This is a genomic window from Sphingobium sp. KKT206 (assembly GCF_055640555.1).
Genome location: NZ_CM145764.1, coordinates 740158 through 755271 on the forward strand (window position 1 = coordinate 740158; position 15114 = coordinate 755271).

Annotated in this window: 11 protein-coding genes, 1 tRNA gene and 1 pseudogene; 7 read left to right on the forward strand and 6 right to left on the reverse strand. The window is 62.7% G+C overall.

Annotated elements, in window-relative coordinates:
* The first annotated feature begins 37 nt into the window (after positions 1 to 37).
* The 6 genes and pseudogenes from ACZ2HM_RS03510 to ACZ2HM_RS03535 all read left to right on the forward strand — a co-directional run bounded on the left by ACZ2HM_RS03510 (position 38) and on the right by ACZ2HM_RS03535 (position 7254).
* Complete coding sequence (locus tag ACZ2HM_RS03510) at positions 38 to 340, forward strand: hypothetical protein (RefSeq protein ID WP_313924019.1); 303 nt, start codon at positions 38 to 40, stop codon at positions 338 to 340.
* On the forward strand, positions 337 to 2331 hold the full coding sequence (locus ACZ2HM_RS03515) for a type IV secretion system DNA-binding domain-containing protein (RefSeq protein WP_313924020.1): 1995 nt from the start codon (positions 337 to 339) through the stop codon (positions 2329 to 2331). The genes ACZ2HM_RS03510 and ACZ2HM_RS03515 overlap by 4 nt, the downstream gene beginning before the upstream one ends.
* Positions 2328 to 5261: a MobF family relaxase gene (mobF, locus tag ACZ2HM_RS03520; RefSeq protein WP_470426267.1), complete on the forward strand. Its 2934-nt coding sequence runs from the start codon at positions 2328 to 2330 to the stop codon at positions 5259 to 5261. The genes ACZ2HM_RS03515 and mobF overlap by 4 nt, the downstream gene beginning before the upstream one ends.
* Positions 5245 to 5784 (forward strand): lytic transglycosylase domain-containing protein, encoded by a 540-nt coding sequence (locus ACZ2HM_RS03525; protein WP_470426268.1) that lies wholly within the window; start codon positions 5245 to 5247, stop codon positions 5782 to 5784. Before mobF ends, ACZ2HM_RS03525 begins: the two co-directional genes overlap by 17 nt.
* Before the next feature lie 115 nt (positions 5785 to 5899).
* Positions 5900 to 6052, forward strand: a pseudogene (locus ACZ2HM_RS03530) (helix-turn-helix domain-containing protein); the annotation flags it as partial.
* A 110-nt stretch (positions 6053 to 6162) separates the two neighbouring features.
* A complete protein-coding gene (locus ACZ2HM_RS03535) occupies positions 6163 to 7254 on the forward strand; it encodes a tyrosine-type recombinase/integrase (RefSeq protein WP_470426269.1) in 1092 nt (363 codons plus the stop codon).
* A gap of 17 nt (positions 7255 to 7271) precedes the next feature.
* On the opposite strand, the gene ACZ2HM_RS03540 is transcribed toward ACZ2HM_RS03535, so the two are convergent.
* The 6 genes from ACZ2HM_RS03540 to ACZ2HM_RS03565 form a co-directional block, all read right to left on the reverse strand.
* Positions 7272 to 7347, reverse strand: a tRNA-Lys gene (locus ACZ2HM_RS03540).
* Positions 7348 to 7481: 134 nt separating this feature from the next.
* Complete coding sequence (gene rodA / locus ACZ2HM_RS03545; RefSeq protein ID WP_470426270.1) at positions 7482 to 8594, reverse strand: rod shape-determining protein RodA; 1113 nt, start codon at positions 8592 to 8594, stop codon at positions 7482 to 7484.
* Positions 8591 to 10630 (reverse strand): penicillin-binding protein 2, encoded by a 2040-nt coding sequence (gene mrdA, locus ACZ2HM_RS03550; protein WP_470426271.1) that lies wholly within the window; start codon positions 10628 to 10630, stop codon positions 8591 to 8593. The genes rodA and mrdA overlap by 4 nt, the downstream gene beginning before the upstream one ends.
* The gene (gene mreD / locus ACZ2HM_RS03555) at positions 10627 to 11154 is read right to left on the reverse strand and encodes a rod shape-determining protein MreD (protein ID WP_069064815.1); all 528 of its coding nucleotides are present in this window, start codon (positions 11152 to 11154) and stop codon (positions 10627 to 10629) included. The genes mrdA and mreD overlap by 4 nt, the downstream gene beginning before the upstream one ends.
* Positions 11151 to 12068 carry a rod shape-determining protein MreC gene (mreC, locus tag ACZ2HM_RS03560; protein WP_069064814.1) on the reverse strand — a complete coding sequence of 306 codons (918 nt, stop codon included), beginning with the start codon at positions 12066 to 12068 and terminating at the stop codon, positions 11151 to 11153. The genes mreD and mreC overlap by 4 nt, the downstream gene beginning before the upstream one ends.
* Before the next feature lie 31 nt (positions 12069 to 12099).
* Positions 12100 to 13146 (reverse strand): rod shape-determining protein, encoded by a 1047-nt coding sequence (locus tag ACZ2HM_RS03565; RefSeq protein ID WP_037472083.1) that lies wholly within the window; start codon positions 13144 to 13146, stop codon positions 12100 to 12102.
* Positions 13147 to 13319: 173 nt separating this feature from the next.
* Here ACZ2HM_RS03565 and mutL point away from each other — a divergent pair, with 173 nt between their 5' ends.
* Positions 13320 to 15104: a DNA mismatch repair endonuclease MutL gene (gene mutL, locus ACZ2HM_RS03570; protein ID WP_470426272.1), complete on the forward strand. Its 1785-nt coding sequence runs from the start codon at positions 13320 to 13322 to the stop codon at positions 15102 to 15104.
* Positions 15105 to 15114: the final 10 nt, after the last annotated feature.

Sequence of the window (15114 nt, forward strand, 5' to 3'; positions counted from 1 at the left end):
CATCACCCCGATCAGGCGTCGAACAGGAGTTCGGCGTGTGGCAAGGGTTACCATCAGATTCAAAGATGCGCTCTATGAGCGTCTCGTTCTCGGCGCACGTGCCACCGATACCAGCGTTGCCGACTATGTTCGCGGCATTCTCGATCGCTATGAAGGCATGGACGCGGGCGGCTATCATGGCCGTTTCGATGAACTGCATGCGACAAACATCCAGGTGTTCGCGATCCTTGCTGCCTATGTGAGCGCCCGTCATCCCGACCTCCTGGCCCGCGGTACGGCCGACGCCCGCAAACTCCTCCTCGAGCGGGGCCTTATCGATCCCGTGGAGATAAGCTCATGAGCATCTTCCGCAACGACACGCTCGGGTCCTGGACAAGGGGCGGACAGGCCATCGTCCATAATGTGCGCATGACGACCCAGGTGTTTATTCAGACCGTGGCGGCAGGGCTCGTCCTGTGGGTCGGCGGCACGCTCTGGTATGTTCTGGAGAAAGCGAACGACTATCAGCGCTATGTCGCGTTCAAGATCGTTGAAGCGACCCTTAAAAGTGACGTGCCTGGTGGAGCGCCGCTCCTGTTCAGGGGACCGGAGGGGCCGGAATATTGGACCAACTCCGATACGCTGCTGGAGTCTGGCGTCGCCAAGCAGGCGCTTCGGGCGATGGAGCATCATCTCCTTGTCGGGGCGGCGCTGGTCGGCTGCTTCTCGCTTCTCATGCTATTTTGGGCATGGTTTTATTTTACGAGGACTGGGCGTGGGCTTGGATCCAACCAGTTCCTACGCGGTGCCCGTTTCGGGACCCCTCGACAGCTACGGCGCCTGCTTTGGCGAAGCCGAAAGGGTAGCTTTGAGATCGGCGGCGTGCCGGTTCCTGACGCGTTCGAGCCCGAACATATTCTGATTTGCGGCGCGCCCGGGACGGGCAAGACTAACATCATCGTCAAGATGCTGGCCGGCATCCGCAAGCAGGGCCGCAGGGCGATCGTCTATGACGCCGCCGGAACGTTCGTCGAGAAATTCTACAGGCCCGGGCACGACATTCTGCTGAACCCGCTTGATGCCAGGGCCGACAGCTGGTCGCCCTGGGTCGATGTGCCGCGCGACTATCATTATGACCAAATCGCCGAGTCGACCATTCCCGACAAGTCCGGCGATCCCTTCTGGGCGAAGGCCGCCAGAGGCACGCTCGTAGCTGTCTTCCGGAAACTCGCGCGCGACAATAGTATGCTCGTTTCGGTGTTGCTCGATACGATCTTGCGTTCCCCCTTGAAGGACCTCGCGACTTTTGCGGAGGGGACCGATGCTGCCGCTTTCATCTCGACGGAGGGCGATCGGACGTCGGCCGGCATCCGCGCCGAGCTGGCGTCGGTCATGCGCAGTTTCTCCTATCTCGATGACACGCTCGACGGCTTCTCGATCCGCGACTGGGTCGCCAATGAGGAGGATGACAGCTGGCTTTTCATCACTGTGAAAGCCGATCAGTTGCCCTCGCTTCGACCACTGATCACGGTCTGGCTCGACATCGCCATCAGCGCGATCATGAGCCTCGCGCCCGATCGCGCCCGGCGTCTCTATTGCGTGATCGACGAACTGCCGACCCTTCAGAAGCTGCCTTCGCTTTCAGACTTTCTTGCTCGTGCCCGCAAATATGGTGGGTGCGGCATATTGGGGTTTCAGAGCTACCCGCAGCTCGAGGCGACCTACGGCATTCAGGATGCAGCCGCGATCACCGGATATTGCTCGACATGGGTCGCACTGCGGGCGAACGACACGCCGACAGCCAAGCATGTCTCGGAAAATCTGGGACAGGTCGAACAGGTCGAGGCCAATGAAGGCATGTCCTACGGCGTGAACGATATGCGCGACGGGGTGAACCTTTCGCGCATGCAGGTGACTCGCCCGCTCGTCATGCACACGGAGGTGACCAATCTTCCCAACCTGACCGGCTTCCTGCGCTTTGGTCGCGACCTTCCGGTTGCCCGCTTCAAGGACAGTTACAACCGATCTCCTACCTGCTTTCCAGCGTTCGAGGAGCGGACCGCCCCCGCCGTGCGATTGTCGCCAGTCTTGGCGGCTCAAGCGCGGGACGCCCCCAAAGACGCGAAGAAGAAGCTGCGACCTCCCAGCAAGGCCGTCGCGTCGCCCGAACTTCCTCTCGATGCCGAGATACCGCTGCGCGCAGAGGTTCCGCCTGCATCTGCACCAGGGGCCGCATCGCAGGAACATCTGCCATCCACATCGGGACCGGAGCTTTTGGGGCGTTCCTCCGGCTTTGGCCTCTCCCAGCATGGCCGCAGGGGCGGCATGCGTAGCGCGTCGAGGCCGGCATGATGCATCCCAGGCGTTTGACCGGAACGGCCGGCAACATAGCGCGCTATTATGCGATCGGCGATTATTACACCAAGGGCGGGACGGAAGGCTCCCAATGGGGCGGCGTCCTCGCAGAGGAGCTTGGGCTTTCCGGCGAGGTCGATCCGAATACCTTCGAGAGTCTCCTTCGCGGTGCGGTTGCGGGCCAGCAACTGGGCCGACACCGCGAGGGCGGGATCGAGCATCACCCGGGTTGGGACTTCGCTCTGAGCGCGCCAAAATCGGTATCGGTGATGGCCCTTGCGGTAGGGGATTCGCGGATCGCCGATGCCCACGAACAGGCGGTCAGCGTCGCGCTCTCCTGGCTTGAGGAGCAGGCGCAACTTCGTCGGCGAGAGGATGGCCGCGTGCTGCACGAAACGACCGGTCGGCTCCTGTGGGCGCGCTTTACCGAACATGCGAGCCGGGAGCTCGATCCGCATCTCCATACCCATGTGGTGGTCCTCAACATGACCAACCGGCAGCGCGACGCCCCCATGGCGAGCCTGGAAACGCGGGCCATGTATAGCGAGCAGATGAGCGCAGGGCAGATCTACCGTAACGAGCTCGCCCAGGGCCTGCGAACGCTCGGCTACGAAATCGCCGCCGACCCCCGCCGGGGCCTGTTCGAGATCCGGGGTGTACGCCCAGAGTTGATCGTGGACATGTCGCAGCGTGCCGAACAGATCGATGCCCATGCCCGTGAGCACGGTCTGGAAGGACAGGCTGCGCGGCGAAAGTCCTTCTATGCGACACGCGGGCCAAAGGAGAAGATCGGCCTTGAGACGCTGCATCTCCAGTGGCGAACGCGGCTGGGCGAACATGCGCCCGCGCTCGACAGCCTGCGGGCGGAAGCGGAAAAGGGTGGCGAACGCATCCTCCTTCTCGCACCTGCAGAAGCGGCACGCGCGGCCCTGTTCGGTGTCCGACAGACCGAAGGTCGAGAGGCGGTCAATCCGCTTGGCCGGTTGATCACAAAGGCTCTTGCGCCTCATGTCGGCGAGGTCCGCTTTGGCGACGTTCGCCCGCTCCTCGAAGGGCATGAGGCGCGCCGCAAATTGCTCGCGACCCGGGAGCAGACCGGCGATCAGATCCTGAATCGCGGACGGACGACGCGCCGCTCAGTCCGCTTCGAGCAGGCCCTGGCGCAGCATCTCGCTCTCTCGATCGAAGATGGCCGACCAATCGCATCTTCCGATCGCCTGCTGGGCGTGCTGGAAACGGCCGGACTGTCGCCCCTTCAGGAGCGAGCGCTCGTGGACCTGGCGTTGAGCCGCGACCGGGTCACAGGCCTTCACGGCGTAGCGGGTGCGGGTAAATCGATGCTGATTGCCACACTGCATCGGGCTGCCGAACCGGGGGCAACGCTCCATGCCCTGGCGCCCACCTCATCAGCTGCGGCGAACCTTGGCGACACGGCCGGCATCAAATCCCGGACCGTTGCGAGCCTTCTAGCCGAGGGCGGCTATGGCCTGTCTGGGCGCGACGTCCTGGTGCTGGACGAAGCGGGGCAGCTCGGTAACCGACAGGCGCTGCGGGTTCTGGAGATCAGCCGCAGAACTGGCGCCCGGCTCATCCTCCTGGGTGACAACAAACAGACCGGCGCCATCGAGCAGGGCAAAGCTTTCTGGTTGATGCAGCAGCTCGGCATGCCAACGGCGCAGCTCACCGAATCGCGGCGTCAGGAAACGGCGCGGATGAAAGATGCCGTCACAAGAGCACGGGCGGGCGACTATGCTGGCTCGCTCGAACAGCTCGACAAAATAGTGTCTGGCGGAGACGCGGAATCGCTCGCTAAAGGCTTGGTGGCCGAGTGGACGCGCCTGCGGCCAGAGACCCGAGCCAGCACCAACATCCTCGTTCTGGACAATGCGACCAGGCTGATCGTCAATACGCAGGTACGGGAGACGTTGCAGCGTGAGGGGGTGGTGGCTGCGCAGGATGCCCGGCTCAATATCCTTTCGCCTGCCGGCCTCACCGAGCAGGAGAAGCATCTCGCCCGCTTCTACACATCCGGTCAGGTTGTCACATTCGGTCGCGATCAGGCCGAGGCCGGGCTCGCCCGCGACACCGAATATCGGGTGCTGGGCATCGTGCGCGATGAGCGCGGCCGACCGCAGGTCCGTCTCGTCGATGAACAGGGTCGCATCGTTCGCTGGGATCCGCGGCTCACCAAGGGCGGACAGGCCAACATCTTCGTCTCCGAAACGCGAAGCCTTGCCGAAGGCGATCGCATTCAATGGCGGCTTGTCTCCCATGAATTGGGCATCAAGAACGCCCAACGCGGTACGGTCGAAGCACTGGATGGAAGTTTTGCCACCATTCAATGGGACAAAGGTGATCGCGCCCAAACGATCGATCTCTCGCGGCACAAGAGTTGGGATCATGGTTACGCCGAAACAATCTATGCGGCGCAGTCCAGAACCTATGCGCGGGTCTATGTTCTGGCCCCGCTCGGATCACCACTGGTTACCGGCCAGAACTATTATACGGCAATCACCCGTGCGCGGCTGGGCGTCAAATTGTGGACCCAGGACAAGGACAGGCTCGTTGAAAAACTCGAGCGGTCCTCTGGCGAGAAGACCTCTGCGCTGGAAGGACTGGGCCGGATTGATCGCGACAGGGCGGACCGGTTCACTGAACGGGAACCGGCGCGGATCGAGGAGATGCGACAGGCGCAACAGCAAGAGCGACAGCAGAATAGCGATCGCTTGCTGAGCGCGAGGCTGCACAGGCGAGCGAGCGGCAGGAGCGGGCTTGGGGTTCGGCTCGCCACAAACGCCAGAAGCCTGGCGGAGGCGCTGGACCGGCACCTTAACAGCTTGCTGGATCGCACGGGGCCTGCCGAACGGCAAGCGGATCGCAGCGAGGCCAAGCTGCCTCAGGGAGGTCGTCATGGGATCGATCGCTAGAAACTGGCTCAACTCTGCGGGCCTGCTGTTTACGATTTTAGCTACCGTCGCGCCCGCCCATTCACGATCCCACTTTCCCGACGAAGCCGTCCGGATTGGCGCTTGCATCAAATCAGCATCGCGAGGCGCTCAGTGGCTTGAACGCACTTTGTGGGCCCTGCGCGATCAGGAAGGCGGCTGGATCGGAGCCGCGGTCGCAAATACCAATGGAACCCATGATCTGGGACCACTACAGATCAATAGCTGGTGGGTGCCCAGGATTGCCAAAGCGATCGGCCGCCATGATGCGCAGGTTCGTATCTGGTTGCAATTCGATGCCTGTTTCAATGTCGAGGCGGCGCGCTGGATATTCTTGTCCGGGCTGACCGTCACCGGCAATTACTGGAAGGCCGTCGGCATCTATCATAGCCCGATCGACTGGCGGCAGCGCCGTTATGCGCTTAGTGTGTCAGAGCATCTGCGTCGACGTTTTGGCGAAAATTGTTTTGCACGGCAGGCGTCAAAGATCCAGCAAGTGCCGTGACGCAAAAGGGGCATCAACGGGGCGCCGAGTGGAGGGAGCTCTTTTCTCCGACGCAAATTAGGGTATCTTGAGAGAGCTTCATCACGCGCCGAGTTCGATTCGGGAACATCGGTGCATGCAATATCCTCACGACAGCCCTGGCGCGGCCAGCGGTGCCCCAGATGCCGCTCCGGCTCGCATCCTGAGCCTTCAGGAAGCCGCCGCTTTCCTGGGAATTCACGCAAATACGCTGCGCAGTTACGCGAAAGCCGGGGTCGTTCCTGGCGCGAAATTCGGTCGTGACTGGCGCTTTTTGGAAGCGGACCTTGTCGCCTCCCTGCGCGCTCGATATTCTGGGCGCGCACGGATGCAGTCGAGTGCCGACGAAAGGCAGGCAACATGGCACTCTACAAGCGTGCAAGCACCTATTATGTCAAATGCACAGCACCTGACGGAACGACAGTTAGACGCTCTACTGGAACCTCCGACAGGAAAAAGGCGCAAGAATATCACGACAAGTTGAAGGCCCAGCTGTGGGATCTTGCCAGGTTGAAGCAGAAGCCGAAGCGCACATGGGACGAGGCGGCTTTGCGGTGGCTGAAGGAAATGACGCACAAGAAGTCCTATAGGGACGATGTGAGCCGGATCCGATGGTTTACCAAGCACCTGCGTGGCAAGACAATGGAACAGGTGAGCAGGGACATGATCGACGCGATCATCACCCGACACCATGTCCGATCGAGCAATCGCACGAAGGATCTCTATGTGGCGCTTATCCGCGCCATCTTCCGGAAGGCGCAGCGCGAGTGGGAATGGATCGACCAGATACCGGCGTTCAAGACCTATGAGAAGAGCGGCAAGGTCAGGGTGCGATGCCTCACACACGATCAGGCCAGGGCGCTCATGGATAAGCTACCTGCTCATCAGCGCGAGGTTGTCCTGTTCGCTTTGTCGACGGGCCTTCGCCAGGGAAACATACTCAACCTGACCTGGGACCGGGTCGATATGAACCGGGCCATAGCGACGATTGAGCATGGCGATACGAAGAATGGTGCAGCGCTCGGTGTACCGCTCAACGCGATCGCTCTTGGCGTTTTGGGACGGCAGCAAGGCAAGCATGATACCCATGTGTTTACCTATCGCGGCAATCCGCTGCGGTGCGCGAACAACAGGGCCTGGCGCGCCGCCTTGAAGGCCTGCGGGATCGAGAATTTCCGCTGGCACGATCTGCGGCACACCTGGGCCAGCTGGCTCCGGCAGAATGACGTGCCCACCTGGGTGCTCCAGGAACTCGGGGGCTGGAAGTCGGAATCGATGGTGCGGCGCTACGCCCACATGTCGGTGAAGCATCTGGCACCCTATGCTGACCAGCTGATTTTTCCGGACACATCCGGGAAGATCGAAAAGCCTAGGGAAAGCGTGACCGACACTGGACACAAAAATGGACACAGTCAGAACCGACCACGGCTCTATCTTGTCTCAAATGAGTGATAAGTTGTTGAAAAATATGGTGGACGCACTTGGGCTCGAACCAAGGACCCGCTGATTAAGAGTCAGCTGCTCTACCAACTGAGCTATGCGTCCACACCGGCATCGGACTGTCTGGAAGAGCCAGTGTCCGTTGGCGTGGGCGGGCAATTAGCAGCGTCGGCCGGATTCGCAAACCCTAAATTGCGTTGCGGCGCAAAAAGTTTCAGCGCCATGACATCGCACCGGCCTCACGCCCAGTTTCTATGCCCGCTGCTGCGGCGGTTGCTGCGGTCGATGGCCATGATGATGCCCACGCACAGCATGACCGTCAGCATCGACGACCCGCCATAGGACATGAAGGGCAGGGGGATACCGACGACCGGTGCCAGGCCCATCACCATCATCAGGTTGATCGCGACATAGAAGAAAATGGTGGTGGTCAGCCCCGCCGCGACCAGGCGCGCGAACTTGTCGGGGGTCCGCATCGCCACGCGCAGGCCCCAGCGGAACAGCAGCATGAAGGCACCGATCATGACGATGCCGCCAACCAGGCCCCATTCTTCCGCCATGGTGGCGAAAACGAAATCGGTATGGCCTTCGGGCAGATAGTCGAGATGGCTTTGTGAGCCCTGCAGGAAGCCCTTGCCCCAGATGCCGCCGGAACCGATCGCGATCTTCGACTGGCTGATATGATAGCCGGCACCCAAAGGATCGCTTTCAGGGTCCAGGAAGATCAGGACGCGCTTTTGCTGATAGTCGTGCAGGAAGCTGAAGGCGATCGGGACGATGGCGGCCACTACCAGCCCAGAGCCGACGAACAGGCGTAGCGGCAGTCCGGCGAGGAACATGACCGTCACGCCGCCTGCCAGGATCATCGTGGCGGTGCCGAGATCCGGCTGGATCAGTACCAGCGACCATGGCAGGCCGATCAACAGCAGGGCGGGCCAGATGGCGTTCCAGCGGCGAATCTCTCCCACAGGCAGCCTGGCGTAGAATTGTGCGACGGCCAGCACGATGATCGGCTTCATGAACTCCGACGGCTGGAGCAGCATGAAGCCAAGGTTGATCCAGCGCTGGCTGCCGCCCCTGACCCCGCCGATCAACTCGACCAGGATCAAGGCGACGAGCACGCTGCCATAGGCGGGAAAGGCGAAGCGCGAGAATAGCTCGATCGGAATGCGGCTTAGAACTAGCGCCATGGCCGAGAAGATGCAGAAGCGCACAGACTGGTTGACGGCCCAGGGGAAGATATTGCCGTCTGCAGCGCTGTAGAGCACCAGGGTGCCGAAGGTCGCGATCGCGAGCAGCAAAGCCATGACGCGCCAGGGAAATTGGGTCAGCGGCTGCGGCACGAGGCTCATGGTGCATCGCTCTCATTGCTGACGGGTGAGGGTGCGGCGACGGCACCATTATCCGCATCGGCAGCATTGCTGCCATTGTCGGCGACCGGCGGGGGCACTTCGCCGCGTTCGATCGCGCGCGCCAAGCGAAAAGCCGCCATCTGCCGCGCCTGCCGTTCGGTCGGCGTCCCGCCCCAGCCTTTTTCCAGCGTTTCCAGCTTCTCCGTCGCCTTCTTGGGGTCGAACAAATAAGAGAGGGTGTCGCTGGCGATCATCGGCGCATCCTCGTTGCGGATCATATGGCCGCCATGTTCGATGATGCAGGCCACGGCATAGCGCGGATTATCGAACGGCGCGAAGCCCTGGAACAGGGCATGGTCGCGCAGTTTGAAGGCGAGCGACGCGTCGCGCCGCACACCGCCCGCGCGCTCGGCCATGGTGATGCGGCGGACCTGCGCGGTGCCGGTCTTGCCCGCGATCAGTACGTCGGGAATCGCCATCCGCGCCGCGCCGCCTGTACCGCCGCCATTGACCACCGCGCTCATCGCGTCGCGGATCACGGCCAGATGCTCTTCGGATGCGCCCACGGAGGCGGGCGCGGGGCGCTTCGCGCCATGCAGGAAGTTGGGCATCAACTGCTTGCCCGTCGCCAGTCGTGCTGCCATCACCGCCATCTGGAGCGGGTTGATAAGCATATAACCCTGGCCGATGGTGGCATTTACCGTGTCATAGACCTGCCATTTCTGGTCATATTTCTTTTCCTTCCACGCCGGGTCCGGCACGGTGCCATAGCTCTGGCTGGGGAAGGGCAGGTCGAAGCGCTGGCCCATGCCGCACCGCCGCGCCATTTCGGCAATGCGGTTCATGCCGATACGCTGGGCCATCTGGTAAAAATAGATGTCGCAGCTTTGGGCGATCGCCGTGCGCATGTTGACGGCGCCATGACCGCGCCGCTTGTGGCAGTGGAACAGCGTGTTGCCGACCCGGATGGCACCGGAACAGCCCACAGTCTCCTGCGGGCCCACGCCGGCCTCCAGCAGCGCCAGCGCCACCATAGGCTTGACGGTCGATCCTGGGGGATAGAGACCCTGCAACGTCTTGTTGCGCAGCGGCACATGGTCGTCCTGCGACAGCATCGCCCATTCCAACTGGCTGATGCCGTCGGAAAAGCTGTTGGGATCGAAACTGGGCATCGATGCCATCGCCAGCACGTCGCCATTGGCGCAGTCGATCACGACCACCGACCCGCTTTGGGTCGCGAGACGACGGCCCGCATATTCCTGCAAGCCTGCATCGATCGTCAGTTTGATCGGATTGCCCGGCATGTCGGGGCGGGTGGTCAGTTCTCGCACGATCTTGCCACGCGCGGTCACTTCCACCCGCTTGGCACCGGGCTTACCGGTCAGATGCTGGTCGAACGCCTTTTCCAGCCCGTCTTTGCCGACCTTGAATCCCGGTGTGATCAGCAGCGGATCGCGCCGTTCCTTATAATCCTCCGCCGTCGCGGGACCGACATAGCCCAGCAGATGACCGACAGTGGAGCCGGCCGGATAATAGCGCGAAAAACCCTGGCTGGGCGCGACGCCGGGCAAGTCGGGCAGGCGGACGCTGACCGCGGCATATTGCTCGTAGGTCAACTTGTCGGATACCTGGACGGGGCGGAAACGCGCCGACTTGTCCAGTTCCTCGCGAATACGCTCGACCTCGTCCGATTCCAGGCTGAGCAATTGGGCCAGGTGGCGGATCGTGCCTTCGGCATCGACCACCCGTTGCGGGATGAGATCGACACGAAAATCGGTGCGGTTGTTGGCAAGCGGGCGACCGTTGCGGTCTATGATCCAGCCCCGACGCGGCGGAATGAGCGTCAGATTGACGCGATTGCTTTCCGACAGCATCGCATATTTTTCATTTTCCGCGACGCTGATCCAGGCCATGCGCGCCGCCAGCATCGCGCCGATGCCACCCTGGATCGCCCCCAGCACCATCGTCCGTCGCGAAAAGGTGAAGGTCTGGCTGGCTTCGGTGACGCTCTTGGGCTTGAGCAGGGGAAATTTCATGCCATCACGCGCCAGCGGTCGATCCGGGCGCATTGCCGGACGACGAAGGGAAATAACAATATCGTCCAGAGCATCTGCGGCGCGACCAACAGCAACCTCACTTCGCCGCCACCTGTAATCCGCGCGAAAAACAGACCGGTGGCGATGCAGAAGATAATGGCGATGGCCGCAATTAACCAGTCCTGCCGATAACTGCGCCACACCATGCGATGTTCGACCGCATCGATCATCAGCAGCGTCACCGTCCACAGGAACATAGCCGACCCGATCGGCTGGCCGCTGACCATGTCGTCGAACAAGCCAAGCGGCAGGCCGATCCAGGCGCGCCACAGTTCAGGGCGCAGCAAGCGCCAGGACAGGAGCAGCAACAGGCCAAAGGGCGGCATGACCGGCGACTGCGCGATCAGCGGCAGCGCGGCCGCCAGCGACCCGATCATCACCGTTATCACCGGCGTCCCGGCCAAGCGGAAACGCGAGGGATGTTTGCCCAGGCGCGACACATGGCGAAGATGGCGGTCGATCATGGCGCGGCCGTGCTGCTGGGTGCGGCGTCCTCCGGCGGCAATGCTTCGGCGGCAGGATCGGGCCGGGTCACAACATCCTCGAACGGGCGTTCGACCACCACCGCATCGACGCGCGAGGGGTTGGCGAGCGGGAAGCCCCAAGCGATCTCACCCTGGACCCGCACGACCACGGCGACCGGGATATTGGGCTGATAGATGCCACCGATGCCGGATGTGACCAGCAGGTCGCCCGGCTTGAACGGATTGCGTCCCGCGGACAGTGCGCGGATCTCCACCGATCCGTCACCCGCACCAGTGGAAATGGCGGGCACGCTGTCATTTGCGCGGCGGACTGGTACGATATTGCCGGTGTCGGTCAGCAACAAGACTTCGGCGGTGTTGGGCGTGGTGCTGTGGACACGGCCGATCAACCCTTCGGCGGCGCGCACCGGCATGCCAGGCCGCACGCTTTGCCAACGCCCGGCGTTGAGCCGCGCGAAACGACGCGCGCTGCTGGACGAGGAACTGATGAGCCGTGCGGTCAATAGGCTGCTCTGGTCGGCATCGACCAGACGCAGCAACTTCTTGAGCCGGGCATTTTCCTGGGCGATCGCCTTTGCTTCGATGATGCGATTGCGATCGGCTTCCACCTGCCGCCGCAGCGCGACATTCTGCGATCCCGCCCGCCAATAGGAGGCCAGCACCTCGTCCACCGAGCTGACGCCGCTGACCATATTGCGCAGGCCCGATGAGAGCGGTCGGGTCAGTTCCGCCGTCGCGGTGCGCAGGCCAGCAAAGCCGGTGGGATCGAATATGGCGACCACGACCAGCAGCAGGGCGGCCGCAGCGCCGCCGACCGCCACGACATAGCCGAAGAACAGGCTATATTGCGCCCTTCGGTTGATGCCGGGGCGTAGGCTGGGTGGCCGCGCCATCTACGCGTCCCTTTCGAAAAAGCCCGTCGGATCAGGCGGTTTGCAAGACGCCTCGGAACATCGGATCTTCCATAGCGCGGCCAGTGCCGATCGCGACGCAGGTCAGCGGATCTTCGGCAATCGTCACCGGCAGGCCGGTTTCGTCGCGCAATTCATCGTCCAGCCCCTTGAGCAGCGCGCCGCCGCCAGTCAGGACGATACCCTGATCGACAATATCAGCCGCCAGTTCGGGCGCGGTGTTTTCCAGCGCGATCCGCACGCCTTCAACGATCGTGCTGATCGGCTCGGCCAGCGCGTCGGCGATCTGACCCTGGTTGATCGAGATTTCCTTGGGCACGCCATTCACCAGGTCGCGACCCTTGATATGGATCGTCTCACCAACGCCATCGGCGGGCGACTGGGCGATGCCATATTGCTTCTTGATGCGCTCGGCGGTGGCTTCGCCGATCAGCAAATTATGATGACGACGCACGAAGGAGACGATCGCTTCGTCCATCTTGTCACCACCCACGCGGACGCTGGTGGTGTAAGCGAGGCCACGCAGAGATAGCACCGCGACTTCGGTCGTACCACCACCAATATCGACGACCATCGAACCGATCGGCTCGGTCACCGGCATGTCGGCGCCGATTGCGGCGGCCATCGGCTCCTCGATCAGGAACACCTGGCGCGCGCCGGCATTGCTGGCCGCGTCACGGATGGCGCGGCGCTCGACGCTGGTCGAACCCGAAGGCACGCAGATCACGATCTCCGGCGCGCGCCAAGGGCTATGCTTGCCGCCATGGACCTTGGTGATGAAATGCTTGATCATCTGTTCGGCGACGTCGATGTCGGCGATCACGCCATCGCGTAAGGGGCGGATGGCCTCGATCGAATCCGGGGTCTTGCCCATCATCAGCTTGGCGTCTACGCCCACGGCTTTCACCCGCTTGACGCCGTTCAGCGTCTCGACCGCCACCACCGACGGTTCGTTCAGCACGATGCCGCGACCGCGAACATAGACCACCGTATTGGCGGTGCCGAGGTCGATGGCCATATCCTGCGAGGTGAATTTGAAGAGACGCGAGAAGATCGACATGCCTTATCCTGTATCGCCCGCCGTCCCCGCGACGCGACAGGGGACCGGTCGGAAAGCTGTTCCGCTCGTCCGCTGCGCCGCATGGCTTTTGCCCTGTTCAGTCATCCTGTGCAGTGCAAAATATTTGGCGTCGCGGGTCGCGGAAAGCGACCGATTGGGCTAGTCCCTAATCAATGTCAATACGCCGCCTGCCCGAACATCTGGTCAATCGTATCGCTGCCGGTGAAGTGGTCGAAAGACCCGCCAGCGCGCTCAAGGAAATCGTCGAAAACGCTTTGGACGCGGGCGCGACTCGGCTCTCCATCCGCCTGTCGGGCGGGGGGCTGGACCGGATCGAGGTGAGCGACGATGGCTGCGGCATGGATTCGGCGGACATGGCGCTGGCGCTGGAACGCCATGCCACGTCGAAGATGCCCGACGACGATGCCATTGAAAATGTGGCGACTCTCGGTTTCCGGGGGGAGGCGCTGCCTTCCATTGCGAGCGTCGCGCGGCTGACCATCGACAGCCGGGTTGCGGGTGCGGACGGGTGGAGCCGCACCGTCGATAATGGCCAGCTAGTCGCCGAAGGGCCGGCGGCGCTGCCCCCCGGCACTCGCGTCACCGTCGAGCAACTCTTCGCCAAAGTGCCCGCCCGGCGCAAATTCCTGCGCTCGGCCAAGGCGGAATATGCCGCCTGTCTCGACATCGTCCGCCGTCTCGCAATGGCACATCCCGCGGTTGCGTTCGCACTCGAACATGATGGTCGCCGCACGCTGGGCGTGCAGGCGGGTGAGGCGCGGGAGGAACGGGTGGCCGCGCTGACCGATCGAGCCTTGGCCGACAATCATGTGATCGTCAGCCTGGAACGCGAAGGCGTGCGCCTGTCCGGCGTTGCCTCAATCCCCACCTACAATCGGGGGGTGGGTGATCATCAATATCTGTTCGTCAATGGACGCCCGGTAAAGGATCGGCTGTTGATCGGCGCGCTGCGCGGGGCCTATGCCGACATGCTGGCGCGGGACCGGCATCCCGTGGTCGCGCTATTCCTCGACGTGCCGCCGCTCGACGTGGACGTCAATGTTCATCCCGCCAAGACCGAGGTGCGCTTCCGCGATCCGACGATGATCCGGGGCATGATCGTATCCGGCCTGCGCCGCGCGCTCGATGCGGAGGGTTTTCGCGCGGTCCAGAATGCCGATCCGGCCGCCCTGTCCGCCTGGCGCGCCGAGCCGGTCTCGCCAACGCCGATCGGCGCGATGCCGATTTTCGACGCCGTATCGGTCAGCTATAATCCTTTGGCCTCGTCGTCTTTCGGCGATCGCCGGTCGAGTTTCCTGACGCCGCCACCCCAGGCTCGCGCCGAACCCGCCGCTGCTCCGGCACCGGAGGGCCAGAGCTTCCCGCTCGGCGTCGCGCGCGGGCAGGTCGCCCGCACCTATATCGTTGCGGAGGCGGAGGACGGCCTCGTCATCGTCGATCAGCATGCCGCGCATGAACGGCTGACGCTGGAACGGATGCGCCGGGAGATGGAAGGGCAGGGGGTTGCCAGCCAAGCGCTGTTGTTGCCCGAAGTCGTCGAACTGGAAGAGCCCGCCTGCGACCGTCTGGAGGCTCGCGCGGCGGAACTGCGCGACTTCGGGCTGGAATTGGAACGCTTTGGGTCATCGGCCATGCTGGTGCGTGCGGTTCCTGCGATGCTCGGCCAGTCAGACGTGCAGGGATTGGTCACGGACCTTGCCGATGATCTCGCTGCCTATGACAGCGCCTTGTCATTGAAAGAACGGCTCGACCTCGTCGCCGCGACCATGGCCTGTCACGGATCGGTCCGCGCAGGCCGCGTGCTGAGCGTCGCGGAAATGAACGCACTACTCAGAGAGATGGAAGTGACGCCGCGATCGGGCCAGTGCAACCATGGGCGACCGACTTGGGTGAAACTGGGCCATGGGGATATCGAGAAGCTTTTTGGTAGGAAGTGATCCGAACCCG

Coding starts and splice junctions, on each gene's coding strand:
- ACZ2HM_RS03515 (WP_313924020.1), top strand. CDS start 337: ATGAGCATCTTCCGCAACGACACGCTCGGGTCCTGGACAAGGGGCGGA.
- mobF (WP_470426267.1), top strand. CDS start 2,328: ATGATGCATCCCAGGCGTTTGACCGGAACGGCCGGCAACATAGCGCGC.
- ACZ2HM_RS03525 (WP_470426268.1), top strand. CDS start 5,245: ATGGGATCGATCGCTAGAAACTGGCTCAACTCTGCGGGCCTGCTGTTT.
- ACZ2HM_RS03535 (WP_470426269.1), top strand. CDS start 6,163: ATGGCACTCTACAAGCGTGCAAGCACCTATTATGTCAAATGCACAGCA.
- rodA (WP_470426270.1), bottom strand. CDS start 8,594: ATGAGCCTCGTGCCGCAGCCGCTGACCCAATTTCCCTGGCGCGTCATG.
- mrdA (WP_470426271.1), bottom strand. CDS start 10,630: ATGAAATTTCCCCTGCTCAAGCCCAAGAGCGTCACCGAAGCCAGCCAG.
- mreD (WP_069064815.1), bottom strand. CDS start 11,154: ATGATCGACCGCCATCTTCGCCATGTGTCGCGCCTGGGCAAACATCCC.
- mreC (WP_069064814.1), bottom strand. CDS start 12,068: ATGGCGCGGCCACCCAGCCTACGCCCCGGCATCAACCGAAGGGCGCAA.
- ACZ2HM_RS03565 (WP_037472083.1), bottom strand. CDS start 13,146: ATGTCGATCTTCTCGCGTCTCTTCAAATTCACCTCGCAGGATATGGCC.
- mutL (WP_470426272.1), top strand. CDS start 13,320: ATGTCAATACGCCGCCTGCCCGAACATCTGGTCAATCGTATCGCTGCC.